This window comes from Streptomyces sp. R-74717 (assembly GCF_047305335.1).
In the GTDB taxonomy this organism is placed as follows: domain Bacteria; phylum Actinomycetota; class Actinomycetes; order Streptomycetales; family Streptomycetaceae; genus Streptomyces; species Streptomyces atratus.
Genome location: NZ_CP102361.1, coordinates 1,573,237 through 1,589,762, shown reverse-complemented (window position 1 = coordinate 1,589,762; position 16,526 = coordinate 1,573,237). Strand labels below are relative to the sequence as shown.

The 16,526-nt window shown below is 70.9% G+C and carries 4 protein-coding genes and 1 pseudogene; 4 read left to right on the top strand and 1 reads right to left on the bottom strand.

What is annotated here, in order from left to right; all coding sequences use genetic code 11:
* The first annotated feature begins 269 nt into the window (after window positions 1-269).
* Together NRF20_RS07160 and NRF20_RS07155 are read left to right on the top strand one after the other, a co-directional pair.
* A complete protein-coding gene (locus NRF20_RS07160; protein ID WP_398634158.1) occupies window positions 270-434 on the top strand; it encodes a hypothetical protein in 165 nt (54 codons plus the stop codon).
* A gap of 559 nt (window positions 435-993) precedes the next feature.
* Entirely contained in the window at window positions 994-2,055 is a 1,062-nt protein-coding gene (locus tag NRF20_RS07155; protein ID WP_413752242.1) for a ParB/RepB/Spo0J family partition protein, read from the top strand.
* Between the two features lie 73 nt (window positions 2,056-2,128).
* Here the strand turns inward: NRF20_RS07155 and NRF20_RS07150 are convergent, their stop codons facing one another.
* Window positions 2,129-2,932 carry an alpha/beta fold hydrolase gene (locus NRF20_RS07150; protein WP_398634156.1) on the bottom strand — a complete coding sequence of 268 codons (804 nt, stop codon included), beginning with the start codon at window positions 2,930-2,932 and terminating at the stop codon, window positions 2,129-2,131.
* Window positions 2,933-3,172: 240 nt separating this feature from the next.
* Here NRF20_RS07150 and NRF20_RS07145 point away from each other — a divergent pair, with 240 nt between their 5' ends.
* Together NRF20_RS07145 and NRF20_RS07140 are read left to right on the top strand one after the other, a co-directional pair.
* Complete coding sequence (locus tag NRF20_RS07145; protein ID WP_413752240.1) at window positions 3,173-4,276, top strand: cytochrome P450; 1,104 nt, start codon at window positions 3,173-3,175, stop codon at window positions 4,274-4,276.
* Window positions 4,277-4,487: 211 nt separating this feature from the next.
* Window positions 4,488-16,466 (top strand): annotated as a pseudogene (locus NRF20_RS07140) (type I polyketide synthase); the annotation flags it as partial.
* Window positions 16,467-16,526: the final 60 nt, after the last annotated feature.

Genomic DNA, 16,526 nt, shown 5'->3' with positions numbered 1-16,526 from the left:
CCGTCAGAAAGCGCCGACCAGACCGGTTCATCGTGCGGTCGCCGTATTTCTCTATGGGTTCGTGAAGCTCCCTCCCCGCTGGGATGCACCGACTTCGGGATGCGCCAAGTTAAATCCTTGTCAGAATCTTCAGGCGCTGAGATCCTCGATCGATGGCCGCACCTTATGAATTACTCAGCCGTAACGAGATCGAAGTCATTTCTCGCTGTGCCGTTCTCGGTGCATATGAGCCGCGACCGCGTTATTGTTTCGGGCTTTCTTTCATGGCGGTGGCTCCCGGAATTTCGCTGGTGGTGTGCCGTATAGCCTTCCGGCTCGCGCGTCGGCGTCTGCTGCGCCGGCTCCATCGGTCCCACGGCGGCGTCCGGTTCGAGTGGCCGGACCTGCTCGCCGAGGTGCGCCGCCGTGATCGGAACACCTCCTTCCGCACGTGATGACCGTGCGTTTTGTCCTCCGGGTCCACCGGGATGATGGTCCGGTTCGAAGGGTCATCATCGCTGTGTCGCCCTTGCGGCGCCAGGCTTCGACGGTGTCGGTGGCCGGAGAAATGGTCAGCCCGCAGCGGTGCTGCCGAATGCCCTGTACAAGTTCTTCATCTTGACAGACATGGACCGAAAGCGATCAAATTTTCGCAGTGTCACGGTGCTCCGTGACCGAAGGGCGAGCAAGGAATCCGCTAAACGCGGATATTGTGCCACGGGGGGCGACTTTCGTATGCGAAGGCTGTGCGATCTGCGCTTTTTCCACCGCCACGACTATTGCTGTCGTCCCCTTCCCGCACCAGATCCGCGCGCGGCGACACGACGCCGAAAAGGCATGGGAGAAATCCCATCGGTGCGCCCGCGCGGCGCCTGATTCCGCTTTCGCCGGTTTGGCTCGGTGAGCCACTGAGCCAAACCGGAAGCACCCACCACAGCAGCCCTCCCGGCTGCTCATTTCCTCCGACGCACGATCGCCCTCCGGCCCCCAACACGCACCCGAGGTGATTGATCAATGATCGGTAGATTGAAAGCCCATGCCGCGCGCACGCCGGAGGTGTCCGGCTTCGACGTGCCGGGACGGGGCAGCGGAACGGGTACGTCCTCGGCCGCCGGGGCCGCTCAGTCACCGGCCGTCGAGTGCGTGTCCGTCGCAGCCCTGACGACCTCGGACACCCCGAGATCCGGTGGGGAGGACGAGGAGCACGTCCAACTGCTCGCAACGCTGCAGACACGGCTCCCGCCCATCGTCGTGCATCGTCCCACGATGCGCGTCATCGACGGTGCACACCGGTTACGCGCAGCGGTCGTGCGCGGCGACGACCGGATCATGGTCCGCTACTTCGACGGCGCGGAGGCGGACGCCTTCGTGCTGGCGGTCCGGCTGAACAGCGAGCACGGACTGCCTCTGTCGCTCACCGACCGGAAGGCCGCGGCGGCCCGGATCGTCGCATCGCACCCCCAGTGGTCCGACCGCAGGATCGCGGAGGTCGTGGGGCTGGCGGCGAACACGGTGGGGGCGATACGGCAGCGTTCGACTGCGCAAAATGAGCAGCCGAACGTCAGTATCGGCCGGGACGGACGCATGCGCCCCCGCAACGGAGCCGAGGGACGGCTGCGCGCCGGGGAGTTGATGAGGGCCAACCCGGACGCCTCGCTGCGGGAGATCGCCAGGCTCGCCGGGATCTCGGCGGCCACGGCCAGCGACGTCCGGGCCCGGCTCAACCGTGGTGAGCCGCTGGTCACGCCGCAACAGCAGCAGGCCGGTGCGCGCGAAAGCCCTGCGGGTTCGGTGGCCCGGCGCTCCTTTCGGCCGGGCTGCCCAGCCAGCGACATCCTGCTGGTGAGCCTCAGCAAGGACCCCTCGCTGCGGCTCACCATGGCGGGCAAGATCCTGCTGCGCGCGCTGCGGGCCTCCTCGGTCGACGCCGACGGATGGTCCCGGATCGTGGACGCGGTCCCGCCCCACCGTCAGGAGGTCGTGGCCCGTCTCGCCCGGGAGTGCGCCAACTCGTGGCAGCTCCTGGCGGATCGGCTGGCGGAACGTACGGCCGAGGGATCGACGGAGGCGGGTTGAAGCAGGGCACCGGCGCCACGCCGGGACGCGGACCGGGCTGTGCGTCCGGTCCCGGCGTGCGTGCCCGTCGCGCTCAGGGGGCGTCGAGGAAGGCGCGGACGTCGTGGACGAACTCCGGGGCCGCCAGGATGTTGTGGCCCCGTCGCGGGTACCGCACCAGCCGGGCCCCGGGTATCCCGGCGGCGGTCTCGTCGAACATCTCCGGCGGCCACATGTGGTCGCGGCCGCCGCACAGCACAAGGGTGGGCGCCGTCACCTCGGCCAGCCGGTCCCGGACATCGAAGGAGTCCTCGGCCAGCAGCATCGCCTTCATGTCCGAGGGGTCCGGCGGCGGTGGAGCCAGGCGGCCCGCGAGCCACAGGGGGGCCACCAGCAGGCGTTGCAGCACCGGGTTGCGGGTGATGGCGGGAGCGGCCCGGTGCATGCCGGAGCGGCCTCGTTCGGCCGCCGCGAGCAGGTCCCGGTGGAAACGCCTGCCGGCCGACCCCAGGGCGTACGCGGTACTGGCCAGGACCAGCCGGTCCACCGCTTCGGGGTGATCGACCGCCACTTGGAGGGCGATCGAGCCACCGGTCGCGTGGCCGAGTACGGGAACGGGGCCGGAGAACCGTGTGCGCAGCGCCTCGGCGTGCTCGTCGGCCAGCTCACCCATCGTCGTGCCGACCGGCATGCCGGGGCGGCGGTTGGTCCAGAAGACCTCGTACCCCGCGGCGACGAACGGAGCCACCAGCCGGGCCGCTCTCCTGCGCTGCGGCCCGGGCGGCGGCACCGTGTGCGTCATCGTGAATCCGGACAGGTAGACCAGCGGCTTCCCGGAGCCGAAGGCCAGATGGGGCAGGCCGGTGCTGAATGTGCCCTGCCTGGTCGGAAAATCCATGGGAAACCTCTCGTTCTTGTTCTGACGTTCCGAGCGTTCATGGTCACATCTCTTATGCGCGGCTACGCTGACGTTCGGAACGGGGCCACCAAATATCGCATGAATGAAACGAGTTGGTCATCGGGCCGATTGTCCGGCTGGTTTCAGAGAAGAGGCGAGGTGTCGGGGTTGTCCGCCGTACTGCATCTGCATCAGCTGGGTCCGTTACCGCAATTCATGACCGGCGCTTTCACCGCTCCGGTGAAACGCATACGGACCCCGCCCGGCGACGCCATGTGGTTGGTGAGTGACTACAACCTGGGCCGCCGGGTGCTGTCCGACCGACGGTTCAGCCGGGCCGCCGCGGTAGTCCCCGGTGCCCCACGGCTGAACTCGGCGGCCCCGTCCCCCACGTCCATCATGAGCCTGGACGGCACCGACCACGCCCGGTTGCGCAGGATCGTCGCGGCGGCCTTCACCACGGGGAAGGTGGCCGCCCTGGCCCCGCTGGTGCAGCGGACCGCGGCGGACCTTCTGGAGGGTATGAGCCGCTGCGGCAGCCCCGCCGACCTGGTGACTTCTTTCGCCGAACCCCTGCCCGTGGCCGTACTGGGCACCCTGCTCGGGGTGCCCGTCGAGGACCGGGAGATCTTCGACTCCTCCGTGGAGGTGCTGTTCGACATCACCGCCAGCAGCGATCTGGAGAAGAGCCGGCAACGGCTCCAGCTGGTCGACTACATGTCCACCCTCATCGACCGCAAGCGGCAGCGTGACGACAACGACCTGCTGACCGACCTCATCCGGGCCCATGACGGCGACGCCCTGTCCAAGGCCGAACTCGTGAGTCTCGGCCTGGCACTGCTCACCGCCGGCTATGAGACGACGGTGGGGCAGATCAGCCTTGCCGCACTGGCGATACTCCAAGGAGGGGTTCCCAGGGAATTCGTCAAGGATGAGTCACGGGTGAACGCATTGGTCGAAGAATTGTTGCGCGCCAACCCGTCCACGGCCCTCAGTTTTCCGCGGGTGGCTCTTGAGGACGTCGAACTCGGTGATATCAGCATCCGGGCGGGTGAAGCGGTGGTGGTTTCCTTGCTGCACGGAAACCGCGACGACAGGGCATTTACCGAACCTGAACTTCTGCGGGAAGACCGGTCGGCGGCCCACCTCACCTTCGGGCACGGAATACACCGTTGTCTCGGAGCACCGCTGGCGAGGCTGCAGGTACGAACGGCGCTGCTGCAGCTGTTCGCGTTCTTCCCCGCGCTGCGGTTGGCCGAGGACGAGCCCGCGGCGCGTTCCGCCGTGGTGTGGAAGGACGGGCTGATCACGCGGGGGCTGGACTCGTTGCGCGTGACCTGGTGAGTCGTCAGCCGGACAGCCCACGGCCGACCGGAGAGCCATGAGGGCCGGGGCGCGGCTCCTGAGAGACCGGTAGCTCCAGAAGGCCGGCGAAACCAAGGCAGGCAGAACCAGAAGGACCAGAAGGGGCGGAGAACCGACAGTGGCTGTACACGTGGCGGACGGCATCGCAGAACCGGGAACGACGCGGGACGAGGCGATCGCGATCATCGGCATGGCGTGCCGCTTCCCGGAGGCACCCTCGCCGGGCGACTACTGGCGTCTGCTGCATGACGGCCGCTCTGCCATCAGCCGCTCGCCCGGGACCGGCAGGCACGAGGGGACGCTGCCCGACCGGGACCGGTTCGACGCCGGCTTCTTCGGCATATCGCCGCGCGAGGCGAACGCCATGGACCCGCAGCAGCGGCTGACGCTGGAACTGAGCTGGGAGGCCCTGGAGTCGGCGGGGCTGCTCCCCTTCGACCTGCGCGGTAGCGACACCGGGGTCTTCCTCGGCGTCTCGGCCGGCGACTACGACGGTGTCGTCCGGCGAGAGGGTGCGGCGCCGCTCACCCACCACGCCATGACGGGGACCCACCGCAGCATCATCGCCAACCGGGTGTCGTACGCCCTCGATCTGCACGGTCCGAGCATCACCGTGGACATGGGGCAGGCCTCCTCCCTGGCGGCCGTGCACCTGGCCTGCACCAGCCTGCGCGGCGGGGAGTCGTCCCTGGCCCTCGTCGGCGGTGTGCAGTTGAACATCACCGAGGAGGGCGCCGAGCTGGCCGCGGCCTTCGGCGGCCTGTCCCCGGACGGTCGCAGCCGTGCCTTCGACGCGCAGGCCAACGGCTTCGTCCGGGGCGAGGGGGCCGGCCTGGTCGTGCTCAAGCCGCTGGCCCGGGCGCTCGCCGACGGCAACCGCGTCCACGCGGTGATCACGGGCAGCGCCGTCAACCACGGCGGCAGGGGCGCGGGACTGACCGTACCCAGCGCGGCGGCGCAGTCCGACGTCATGCTGGCGGCTCACCGCCAGGCCCGGGTCGCTCCCGAGGATGTGCAGTACGTCGAGCTCCACGGCACCGGAACGAAGGTGGGCGACCCGATCGAGGCAGCGGCCCTCGGCGCGGTGTTCGGCGCGGACCGGCGAGGCCGTGGCCCGCTCCGGGTGGGCTCGGTCAAGACCAACATCGGCCACCTGGAGGCGGCGGCCGGCATCGCCGGACTGCTCAAGGTCACCCTGGCACTGGCCCATGGTGTCATCCCGGCGAGCCTCAACTTCGAGACGCCCAACCCCGAGATCGACCTCGACGGGCTCGGCCTGCGGGTGCAGACGCGGGCAGAGCAGTGGCCCGCGGCCGAGGGTGCGAGCCTGACGGCGGGGGTGTCCTCCTTCAGCATGGGCGGCACCAACTGCCATCTCGTGGTGTCGGCCGCGACCCCGGTCGCAGCCGACGCCCCGGCCGCTGCGGGTCCATCGGCCGACGACGCCGTCGTGCATCGCCCGCACCCCGCCCCGGTGCCGTGGGTGCTGTCGGGACGCAGCGCCCAGGCCCTGCGGGACCAGGCCCGACGGTTGCGCGACCACGTGGTGGCGAACCCCTCCCACACGACCGCGGACATCGGCTACTCGCTGGCCACCACCCGAACCGCTTTCGCACACCGGGCGGTGGTGCTCGCGGCGAACCGGGCGGACTTCGTGGCGACCCTCGACGCGTTGGCCCTCGGCAGTGACACGGGCACGAGTACGGCCACCGGCACGGAAGCGGACAGGGGCAGGGGCGCGGTCGCGTTCGCCACGGGCAACGTCGTACCGGACCAGGAGTGGCTGATGCTCGTCTTCCCCGCCACGGCTGACGCGTGCCTCGACGCCGGGCGCGAACTGCTCGCCTCATCCGAGGAGTTCGCGGACCGGCTGGCCGAGTGCGACCAGGCGTTCGCACCGTACGGCCTGCGGTCCGTCGCCGACGTGCTGCGCTCCACCGCAACCCGCGTGCCGGGGCCGGGGGAAGCGGAGGCGTGCGTCTTCTCCGTCATGGTGGCGCTTGCGGCGGTCTGGCGGGCGTACGGAGTCCGGCCGGACGCGGTGAGTGCCGGGCCGGGGCCAGGCGTGGTGGCCGCCGCGGTCGTCCGGGGCCTGCTGACGCCGGAGGAGGGAGCTCGCCTCGTCGCGGCGGATGGTGTGCCGCCGGGTGACGAGGAGATCACCGGTCCTCCTGCCGCCGACACGCTGTGGCTGGACGCGACGGGACGGCTCGGTGTCCGCACGCCGGACACCGGGGCATGGAGTACCCCGGACGGGGCGGCGGCCGGGCAGGGCTTCGCAGTGGCCGCCGGGCAGCTGTATGTGCGGGGCGTGCCGGTCGACTGGAGCCCCGCTTTCGCCGGCACACGGCCCCGGGACGTCGAACTGCCCTCGTACGCCTTCCAGCGGGAGTCCTACTGGTGGCCGGCGGCCGAAGCCGGAGCCGCCGACGATGCGGCACCCGAGTCGTCGAGCCGCTCCGAAGTGGTTGCCGAGGAATCCGTCTTCGCTGTGGTCCGCGAAGTGCTGGGCGGTGATTTCGACGGACGGGTGGCTCTTCGGGACCTGGGTTTCGATTCACTGATGCTGGCCGCACTGCGGGACAGGCTGTCCGAGGTGACGGGCCTGGACTTTCCGTCGACGGCGGTTTTCGATCACCCGACGCCACAGGCTCTGAGCGAACTCCTGACCACCCTGCGAGAGGATTCCAAGGACGTTCGGGAAGGTTTCGCCGACCATTCGGCTATGTCTTCCGGCACCTCGAACCCCGGCCCCGGGCAGGTTCCCGCTGCGGCTTCCCGGAAATCTTCCGCGGATGATCCTGTGGTGATTGTGGGGATGGCTTGTCGTTTTCCGGGTGGGGTGGTGTCGCCGGAGGGTTTGTGGGATGTGGTGGTGTCGGGGAGGGATGTGGTGTCTGGTTTTCCGGTGGATCGGGGGTGGGGTGTTGGGGTGTTGTCGGGTGAGGTGTGTGGGGTGCGGGAGGGGGGTTTTGTTGAGGGTGTGGGTTTGTTTGATGCGGGGTTTTTTGGTGTGTCGCCGCGTGAGGCGGCGGGGATGGATCCGGCGCAGCGGTTGTTGTTGGAGGTGTCGTGGGAGGTTTTGGAGCGGGCGGGGGTGGCGCCGGGGTCTTTGCGGGGGCGTGGTGGGGTGGGGGTTTTTGTTGGGGGGATGGGTTATGAGTATGGGCCGCGTTTGTGGGAGGGGGGTGGTGGGTCGGATGGTTATTTGTTGACGGGGTCTGCTGGGGGGATGTTGTCGGGTCGGTTGGCGTATGTGTTGGGGGTTGAGGGTCCTGCGTTGACGGTGGATACGGCGTGTTCGTCGTCGTTGGTGGCGTTGCATTTGGCTGTGGGGTCGTTGCGGTCGGGTGAGTGTGATGTGGCGTTGGTGGGTGGGGCGACGGTGATGGGGACGCCGGGGGCTTTTGTGGAGTTTTCTCGGCAGGGTGGGTTGGCGGGGGATGGGCGGTGTCGTTCGTTTTCTTCGGATGCTTCGGGGACGGGGTGGTCTGAGGGTGTGGGGATGTTGTTGGTGGAGCGGTTGTCTGTTGCGCGGCGGTTGGGGCATCGGGTGTTGGCGGTGGTGGCGGGGAGTGGGGTGAATTCGGATGGGGCGTCGAATGGGTTGACGGCGCCGAGTGGTGTGGCGCAGCAGCGGGTGGTTCGTCGGGCGCTTGTTGATGCGGGGGTGTCGGCGTTGGAGGTGGATGTGGTGGAGGGGCATGGGACGGGGACGGTGTTGGGGGATCCGATTGAGGTGGGGGCGTTGGTTGAGGTGTTTGGTCGGGGGCGGCCGGTGGGGCGGCCGTTGTGGTTGGGGTCGTTGAAGTCGAATATCGGGCATGCGCAGGCGGCTGCGGGTGTGGGTGGTGTGATCAAGATGGTGGAGGCGTTGCGGCGTGGGGTGTTGCCGCGGACGTTGCATGTGGTGGAGCCGGTGGGTGGGGTGGAGTGGGGTGGGGTGCGGTTGTTGACGGAGGAGGTGCCATGGGTGCCGGCTCCGGGTGAGCCGCGGCGGGCGGGGGTGTCCTCGTTCGGTATTTCGGGGACCAACGCGCACGTGATTTTGGAGGAGGCGCCTGCGCTCGACGGTGGGGAGAAGGGCACGGATGGGGCGGGTGAGGGGGAGCATCCGTTGCTGGTCCTGCGGGAGCCGTTGGCTGGTGAAGGTGCTGGGGTGTTGCCGTTGGTGCTGTCAGCGAAGACCCCGACGGCTCTGCGTGCCCAGGCCCGCCGCCTCCACGACTTCCTTTCGGGCGATTCCGGGAACCCGGACCAGGCAACGGGCGGGAACACCGGTGCGGATGCCGGGCATGCCTCCGTCACCGACCCCGGACGCGAAGCCCCCCTCGATCTGTCCGCCGTCGCCTACACCGCAGCCTGCGTCCAGTCCGGGTTCGACCACCGCGCCGCCGTACTGCCGTCCGAGGGCGGGGACTACCGGGCCGGGCTCGCGGCCCTGGCGACGGGACGGGCGGACGACCTGCTGTCGGCCGGGACCGCGAGCGGGCGGAGCCGGGCCGTGTTCGTCTTCGGCGCTGGTGCCGGCATGGGCGCGGACGCAGCCCATGCGAGCCCCGACCTCGCTGCCCAGGCACGGGAGTTGATGGCCGCCTCACCCGTGTTCGCCGGCCGGGTGCGCGAGTGCGCCGACGCACTCTCCCCCCACCTCGGCCGGTATGTGGGCGATATGACACCTGCCGACCCGCCGGAGGCCGTGGCGTTCGTGGTGGGGGTCGGTCTGGCCCGGCTCTGGGAGCGGTGCGGCATCCGACTGGACGCGGCAGTGGGCCAAGGGGTGGGCGAGATCGTCGCGGCCCATGTCACCGGGGCGCTGAGTCTGGACGAGGCGGCACGACTCTGCGCGGCCTGCGTGCGCGGTGGCTCCGTGGAGGAACTGCGTGCAGCCCTCGCCGGAGTGGTCCCGCGCCGGATGAAGACCGACTTCTGCTCGTCGCGGACCGGGCGGCCGCTCGACGCCGACCGGGAGTTGATATCCGACAACTGGCTCCGCGGCCTGCGGGAGACCACCGGCCTCGACACCGCGCTGCGGCACCTCATGGAGAACGGCCACCGAACGCTCGTGGCGATGCCCTCCGTCGGCCGGCTCGTCGGAACGCCGCACGACCAGGACGCCGGCCCTGCGGTCGTCCTGGACGCCCTGCGCCCCGGCGGGACCGGTGCGGCCGGGCTCCTGGAGGCGCTGGCCGCCGCCTACGCCTGTGGGCTGCCGGTGGACTGGAAGGCCGTCCTCCCCAGGCGGCCCCCGGTGGTCCTGCCGACCTACCCGTTCGAGAGGCGGCGGTACTGGCTGAACGCCGAGGCGCCCCGCCCGCCGCAGAGCGGCGCGCATCCGCTGCTCGACACCGCCGTCACCCTCGCGGACCGCGACGCGCGGGCGCTCACCGGTGCCCTGTCCACCTTCACCCATCCGTGGCTGGCCGATCACACGATCGGCGGGGAGACGGTGGTGCCGGGAGCCGCACTGGTCGAACTGGCCGCACACATCGCCGCGCTCGACGGCGCCGCGACGGTCACGGAACTGACCCAGGAGGCGCCGGTCCGGCTCCCCGCGGACGGGAAGACGGTCGAGGTCCAGTTCGTGGTCGGCGCGGTCGGTGCCGCAGGGGAACAGCCGTTTACCGTGTACGCGCGTCCCGGTCGTGCCCAGGAGACGGCGCGGGGCGCCGGAGAGGACCGGGCGGCCCCCGACTGGACCCGGCATGCGACCGGAGTGCTCGCACCGCGCGCTCCCCGGACACCCGCGGACTTCGACCTGGCCGAATGGCCGCCCCCCTCCGCCGAGCCCGTCGAACTGGACGGCGTCTACGAACGGTTGGCCGAGGCCGGGTACGAGTACGGTCCTGCCTTCCGCGGACTGCGGGCCGCCTGGCGGCTGGGCGTGGACATGTATCTCGACGTACGGCTGCCCGCCGGAACCGACACCTCGGGGTACGGCCTGCACCCGGCGCTGCTGGACGCGGCGCTGCACGCGACCGTATGGCAGGCCGCGGCCGACGGTCGCGTACGGCTGCCCTTCTCGTGGAGCGGCGTCCGGCTGTACGACGGTGGCGCGACGGAGCTGCGCGTGCGGGTGTCACCCGCCGGCCCGGACGCGGTGGCGTTGCGGATCGCGGACCAGCACGGCACGCCGATGGCGGCCGTGGACGCGCTGGTGCTGCGGGCAGCCGCGGCCGGACCCGTGTACGACGGACTCTTCCGGGTGGCGTGGCGCCCCCTGTCCGGCAACTTCGCGGCGGATACGGCCCCGGACGCCGATGCGTGCTGGGTGCTCGGCTCCGCCGTTGGGACGGGCTTCATCGCCGTCCCCGATGTGGCGGAGGCGGGTGCGCGTATCGAGGCCGGTGTCCGGCCGCCGGCCGCCGTACTCGTGCCCTGTCTACCGGCGGCCGCGGTGGACGGGGGCGCGCAGATACCCGACGACGTCCGCCGCGCGGCCCGCGGAACACTGGAGCTGCTGCAGAGCTGGCTGGACGACGACCGATTCGCCGACACCCGGCTGGTGTTCGTGACTCGGGGGGCGGTGCGCACCGGCACCGGATCGGACGAGGCACCGGTAGATCTGGTGCATGCACCCCTGTGGGGGCTGGTCCGCACCGCGCAGTCGGAGGAGCCGGGCCGCTTCGTGCTCCTCGACCTGGACGAGGGCCTGGACACGACCGACCTCGGGCACGACGTCCTGGCCGCGGTGGCGACCGGCGACGAGCCGGAACTCGCCCTGCGCGGCGGCGCGTTGCTCGTACCCCGACTGAGCGGGGTGGCGGAGCCCGACACCGCTGCCCCCGCTTCGGCCACGGCTCCTGCCCCGGACCTGGCCCCGCAGGGGACCGTCCTGGTGACCGGCGGCACGGGCGCCCTCGGTGCGCGCATCGCCCGGCATCTGGTGACCCGGCACGGCGTACGGCATCTGCTGCTGACCAGCCGCAGGGGCGCACACGCCCCGGGGGCGGAAGAACTGGTCCGGGAACTGGGGGAGATGGGCGCCGAAGTGCGCATCGCCGCCTGCGACGGTGGTGACCGTGAGGCACTCGCCACGGTGCTCGGGTCCGTCCCCGCCGCTCACCCGCTGACCGGTATCGTCCACGCCGCCGGCATCGTCCAGGACGCGACTGTCCGCTCGCTGACCGCCACTCAACTCGACGCCGTGCTACGCCCGAAAGCCGACGCCGCCTGGAACCTGCACGAACTGACCCGTTCGGCCCCGCTCGCCTTCTTCGACCTCTTCTCCTCCGCTTCCGGCACGCTGGGCGCCGCCGGACAGGGAAACTACAGCCTGGCCAACACCTTCCTCGACGCCCTCGCGCAGCACCGCTTTGCCCTCGGTCTCCCGGCCCGTTCGCTGGCATGGGGCCTGTGGGACCTGCCGGACGGGATGGCGGGACGGCTGACGGCGTACGACGTCGAACGCCTCGCGCGCCGCACCGGTCTGCGGCCGATCGACCCCGCCCGCGGCCTGCGCATGTTCGACGCCGCTCGCACCCTGGACCTGCCGACCGTGGTGGCCGCCGCACTCGACCCGGCCTTCGCGCCGGTCAACGGCCCCACCACCACTGCTGCCGCAGCGGCCACGGACGCCGATCCGACAGGGACCGCGTGGTCACAACGGATCGCCGGACTGCCGGAGGGAGAGCGGGCGGCGGAGAGCCGCCGGCTGGTCATGTCGATCGCGGGCGAAGTGCTGGGCGGGGGCGCATTCGACGGCGGGCTGGCATTCCGGGACATGGGATTCGATTCGCTGCTGGCGGTGGAATTGCGCAACCGGCTGTGCGAGGTGACGGGAGTGCGGTTGCCACCGACGGTGGTTTTCGATCACCCGACGCCGCTGGCGCTGGGTGCGTTCCTGGGGTCATTGCTCGTGGACACCCCTTCCGACGTGTCGTCGGCCGATGCGGCTCCGGCGATTTCCCCGGTGCCCACCGGCTCGGGGAATTCCGATGCCGCGGATGATCCTGTGGTGATTGTGGGGATGGCTTGTCGTTTTCCGGGTGGGGTGGTGTCGCCGGAGGGTTTGTGGGATGTGGTGGTGTCGGGGAGGGATGTGGTGTCTGGTTTTCCGGTGGATCGGGGGTGGGGTGTTGGGGTGTTGTCGGGTGAGGTGTGTGGGGTGCGGGAGGGGGGTTTTGTTGAGGGTGTGGGTTTGTTTGATGCGGGGTTTTTTGGTGTGTCGCCGCGTGAGGCGGCGGGGATGGATCCGGCGCAGCGGTTGTTGTTGGAGGTGTCGTGGGAGGTTTTGGAGCGGGCGGGGGTGGCGCCGGGTTCTTTGCGGGGGCGTGGTGGGGTGGGGGTTTTTGTTGGGGGGATGGGTTATGAGTATGGGCCGCGTTTGTGGGAGGGGGGTGGTGGGTCGGATGGTTATTTGTTGACGGGGTCTGCTGGGGGGATGTTGTCGGGTCGGTTGGCGTATGTGTTGGGGGTTGAGGGTCCTGCGTTGACGGTGGATACGGCGTGTTCGTCGTCGTTGGTGGCGTTGCATTTGGCTGTGGGGTCGTTGCGGTCGGGTGAGTGTGATGTGGCGTTGGTGGGTGGGGCGACGGTGATGGGGACGCCGGGGGCTTTTGTGGAGTTTTCTCGGCAGGGTGGGTTGGCGGGGGATGGGCGGTGTCGTTCGTTTTCTTCGGATGCTTCGGGGACGGGGTGGTCTGAGGGTGTGGGGATGTTGTTGGTGGAGCGGTTGTCTGTTGCGCGGCGGTTGGGGCATCGGGTGTTGGCGGTGGTGGCGGGGAGTGGGGTGAATTCGGATGGGGCGTCGAATGGGTTGACGGCGCCGAGTGGTGTGGCGCAGCAGCGGGTGGTTCGTCGGGCGCTTGTTGATGCGGGGGTGTCGGCGTTGGAGGTGGATGTGGTGGAGGGGCATGGGACGGGGACGGTGTTGGGGGATCCGATTGAGGTGGGGGCGTTGGTTGAGGTGTTTGGTCGGGGGCGGCCGGTGGGGCGGCCGTTGTGGTTGGGGTCGTTGAAGTCGAATATCGGGCATGCGCAGGCGGCTGCGGGTGTGGGTGGTGTGATCAAGATGGTGGAGGCGTTGCGGCGTGGGGTGTTGCCGCGGACGTTGCATGTGGTGGAGCCGGTGGGTGGGGTGGAGTGGGGTGGGGTGCGGTTGTTGACGGAGGAGGTGCCATGGGTGCCGGCTCCGGGTGCGCCGCGGCGGGCGGGGGTGTCCTCGTTCGGTATTTCGGGGACCAACGCGCACGTGATTTTGGAGGAGGCGCCTGCGCTCGACGGTGGGGAGAAAGGCACGGATGGGGCGGGTGAGGGGGAGCATCCGTTGCCGGTCCTGCGGGAGCCGTTGGCTGGTGAAGGTGCTGGGGCGTTGCCATTGGTGCTGTCAGCGAAGACCCCGACGGCCCTGCGTGCCCAGGCCCGCCGTCTCCACGAACTGCTGAGCGCACCCGCCGGATCGCCGGACCTGCCGGCCGAGGCGACCAACTCCCCCGATCCGGCCGCGGTCGCCTACACCGCCGCCCGCGTCCAGTCCGGGTTCGGCCACCGCGCCGCCGTCGTCGCCGAGGGCGGGGCAGGCCTCCGCGCCGGCCTCGCCGCACTGGCCGAGGACCGCTCCGCGACCGGTATGTCCCGAGGCGTGGTGAGTGCTGTGGACGAACGCCGGGTCTTCATGTTCGCCGGACAAGGGACGCAGCGGCCGGGCATGGGCAAGCAGCTGTACGAACGGTTCCCGGTGTACGCGGAGGCCTTCGACGAGGCGTGCGCCGCGTTCGCCCCGCACCTGGAACGCCCGTTGGCCTCCGTCGTCCTCGCGCATCCGGCAGCCGCGCAGGCAGCGGCACTGCACCGAACCGGCTTCACCCAGCCCGCACTCTTCGCCACCGAGTTCGCGCTGTTCAAGCTCGTGCGGTCCTGGGGAGTCCGGCCGGACATCGTGCTGGGACACTCCATCGGCGAACTGGTCGCCGCCCATGTCGCGGGCGTCTTCTCCCTGCCGGACGCGGCCGAACTGGTCGCAGCACGCGGCCGGTTGATGCAGTCGTTGCCGCCGGCCGGCGCCATGGTCGCCGTACGGGCGGGGCTCGCGGACGTGGAACCGCTGCTCGCGGACCTGGCGGACGAGGTGGGCATCGCCGCGGTCAACGGCCCCGAGGCGGTGGTGGTCTCGGGCGCGAGCGAGGCGGTGTCCGCGGTGGTCACGTACTTGCGTGCCGCCGGGCACCGGACCACGGCGCTCACGGTCAGCCACGCGTTCCACTCGCCGCTGATGACGCCGATCCTCGACGAGTTCAGGGAGATCGCGGCGGGGCTGACGTACCGGCGGCCGGTGCTGCCGATCGTCTCGAACGTGACGGGCCGGATGGCGGAGGCGGCGGAGCTCATGTCGCCGGACTACTGGGCCGATCACATACGGCGCCCGGTTCGCTTCGCGGACGGCATCGCCGCGGCCCGCGCGGAAGGAGGGCGGCACTTCGTGGAGATCGGCCCCGACAGCACGCTGTCGTCCATGGCCTCGGCTGTGCTCACCGGTCTCGCCGAGGACCGGGACGCGGACGAGGCACCGGGCCGTCCCGTGGTCGTGCCGCTGCTGCGCGGCGGCCGCGACGAGGCGCGGGCGGCGGCGGACGGACTCGCCACCGCCTTCACCTCCGGGCTCGACGTGGACTGGCCCGCCGTGGCGGCCGCCTGGGGCGGCGAACTGACCACGCTGCCGACCTACCCCTTCGAACGCCGGCGGTACTGGCTCAACCCGACCGAGCCCGGGACCGAGCACCCCGCCGGGGCGCCGGCGGGACCGGGCGCTCCGCGCTCCGGAAGCCACCCCGTGCTGGGCCGGCCGCTGGACCTGCCCGACTCCGGCGACCTGGTGTGGTCCGGGTACCTCGACCCGGCCCGGCTTCCGTGGCTGGCGGACCACGTGGTGGCCGGACGGGCCCTGGTGCCGGGTGCCCTGCTCGCCGAACTGGCCTGCCATGTGGCGCGGGACGCGGGCTGCGACCGAGTGGAGGAGCTGGTCCTGGAGAGCCCGCTCGTCCTGCTCGACGGGGCAGCGGTCGAACTCCGGCTGGTGGTACGCGCAGCGGACGGCTCGGGCCGTCGTCCCTTCGCCGTCCACGCACGGACGCCCGGCGGCCCCGGCGCCGACTGGCAGACCACGGCCACCGGCATACTGGCCGCCGCTGCGTCCGGCTCTGCCGCCCCGGTCCCTCCGGCCGCCTGGCCGCCGACCGGCGCGGAGCCCCTCCCGCTGCACCACGAGGGCGACTACGCCGGCCTCGCCGCCCGCGGCCTCTCCTACGGCCCCGCCTTCCGCGGGCTCCGCGCCCTCTGGCGTACGGCCGACGGCATCTGTGCCGAGCTCGAACCGCCCGCCGCCATCGCCTCGCAGACCTCGCTCTTCGGCCTGCACCCCGCCCTGCTCGATGCGGCTCTGCACCCGGTCGAACTCCACGGTCTCGCCGGCGAGGTGGGCGCTCCCGGCATCCGCGTCCCCTTCACCTGGCGCGGCATGACCCACCACGTACCCCCGAACACCACGCGGCTGAGGGTCCGGCTGACGGCGGTGGGACGGGACGAGGTCGCGGTGGAGCTGTTCGACACGGACGGCAACCCGGTCCTGTCGGTGGAGGCGCTGAGCCTGCGCTCGCCGTCACCGGCGGACGACAGCCGGCTGCGTCGCCTGAGCTGGACGGCGGCCGACCGGTGCTCCGAAAGCGACCGGCTCTCCGAAGACGAACGGCCCGAACACCCGGAAATGCCCGAGCGGTTCGCGCTGATCATCCCGGGCGGTGCAACGACACCTCCGCCGAACGACGCCCTGCACACCCTGGACGCCGAGCACCGCACCGACGTCGCTCAGCTGGTCCGGCAGGCGTCCACCGGAGTTCCCGACGCGGTGGTGGTCCCCTGCCCCGCGGGCGCGATGGGCGATGTCGGCGAGGTGGTCGGCGGTGTACTGGCCGTCGTCCAGGAGGTGCTGGCCGAACCGGCGCTCGCGCGGTGCAGGGTCGTCGTGGTGACCCGCCACGCGGTCGGCACCGGCGAGGACGATCCGGCCGGGGACGCGGCGGCCGCGGCCGTATGGGGGCTGGCCCGGTGCGCGCAGCGGGAGGAGCCGGGACGGGTGCAGCTGGTGGACATCGACCCGAGCCGGGAGTCGGCCGAGTCGCTGGGGCGCGCCATCCGGTCCCGGCTCTCCCAGGTCGCTCTCAGGAAGGGCGAGTGGCTCACCCCGGAGCCGACTCCCCTCACCGATCGGCTGCTCGACGCGCCGGCGGCAGGG